This is a genomic window from Mesorhizobium sp. M7A.F.Ca.US.005.03.2.1 (assembly GCF_003997795.1).
Lineage (GTDB): Bacteria > Pseudomonadota > Alphaproteobacteria > Rhizobiales > Rhizobiaceae > Mesorhizobium > Mesorhizobium ciceri.
The window spans coordinates 1-1,542 of sequence record NZ_RZRP01001146.1 but is presented as its reverse complement, the minus strand read 5'-3'; the positions used below and the strand labels follow the sequence as shown (position 1 = coordinate 1,542).

Here is a 1,542-nt window from a genome sequence, read left to right as displayed (position 1 = left end):
TTCGTTGCCCTGCCGTCGGCCCGCCGATCAACTTGCGGTGCAATGATTGTAAAGGGTTCGCGTCATGGTCTAGGGAGGAGGCCAGGAGACTGAAACAGAATGCCAGTGACGCAAAACGTTGCTCCGGGCGCCCCGGGAATTCCGGCGCGCTGGACGTCAAGCGCCAAGAGCGGCGTCGGAACGTCGCTTTCGCCGGCCGGCCGGATCTGGTTCACGATCAGCCACGGCATCCTCAACGAAATCTACTATTCGCGCGTCGACAGTGCCTGCACCCGCGACCTCGGCCTGATCGTCACCGCCGCCGCCGGCTATTTCTCGGAAGAGAAGCGCGCTGCCACGCACAGCATCGAACCGTTCGAGGACGGCGTACCCGCCTACCGGCTGGTCAACACGGCGAACGACGGCGCCTGGCGGATCGAAAAGCGCATCCTCGCCGATCCGGCGCGCCCGGCGCTGCTGCAGGAAATCACCTTCACGGCGCTGAGGGGCGTCGCTGACGATTATCGCGTCTACGCGCTTCTGGCGCCGCATCTGGTCAATGCCGGCATGGGCAACACCGCCTGGGTCGGCGAACACGAGGGAAAGCCCGTGCTGTTCGCCTCGGGGCGCGGCTCCTGCCTGGCGCTGGCCTCGTCGCTGCCCTGGCGGACCGGTTCGGCCGGCTATGTCGGTTTTTCCGACGGTTGGCAGCAACTGCACAACACAGGTGAGCTCGATGCTGCGTACCAGCGGGCCGAGGACGGCAATGTCGCGCTGACCGGCGAGATCGGCTTTTCCGCGGCCAGGACCAAGGCTTTGCTGGCGCTGGGATTTGGCGCGACGCCCGAGGAGGCTGCGGAACATGCTTTCGCCAGCCTGAAGCAGGGTTTTGAACCCGCGGCGAACTCCTACCTCCAGAACTGGCGCAACTGGCAAAAGGGCCTGCTGCCGCTCGACCGGCACGCGGTGCCCGGGATCAACTTCTATCGCGTCTCGACGGCGGTACTGGCGACGCACCGGTCGATCGCCACACCGGGCGCCGCGGTCGCCAGCCTGTCGATCCCGTGGGGCTTCGACAAGGGCGACGACGACCTCGGCGGCTACCATCTGGTCTGGCCGCGCGATCTGGTCGAGACGGCCGGCGGCTTTCTTGCTGCCGGCGACGCCGCCTCGGCGTTGCAAATCCTCGACTATCTCGGCTCCATCCAGCAGCCGGATGGCCACTGGCCGCAGAACGCCTGGCTCGACGGATCGGCCTATTGGCCCGGCATCCAGATGGACGAATGCGCCTTTCCGCTGCTGCTGGCCGAAGCTTTGCACCGCGCCGGCCATTTGCCGCACGCCAAGCTCGCAGTCTTTCTGCCGATGATCGAGCGCGCCGCCGGCTTCGTCGTGCGCAACGGGCCGGTCACCGGCGAGGACCGCTGGGAAGAGGATGCCGGCTACAGCCCGTTCACGCTCGCCGTCGAAATCGCCGCACTGCTTGCCGCAGCCGACCTGCTCGACGCCTGTGGCAAGCCGGACGCGGCGACCTATCTGCGCGAGACATCAGACGTCTGGAAC

1 protein-coding gene is annotated in these 1,542 nt (G+C 66.7%); it reads left to right on the top strand.

Annotated elements, in window-relative coordinates; all coding sequences use genetic code 11:
* Positions 1-99 precede the first annotated feature (99 nt).
* Positions 100-1,542, top strand: a 1,443-nt coding sequence (locus EN991_RS35610) for a glycoside hydrolase family 15 protein (RefSeq protein ID WP_245461171.1), incomplete at its 3' end; no start/stop codon positions are given.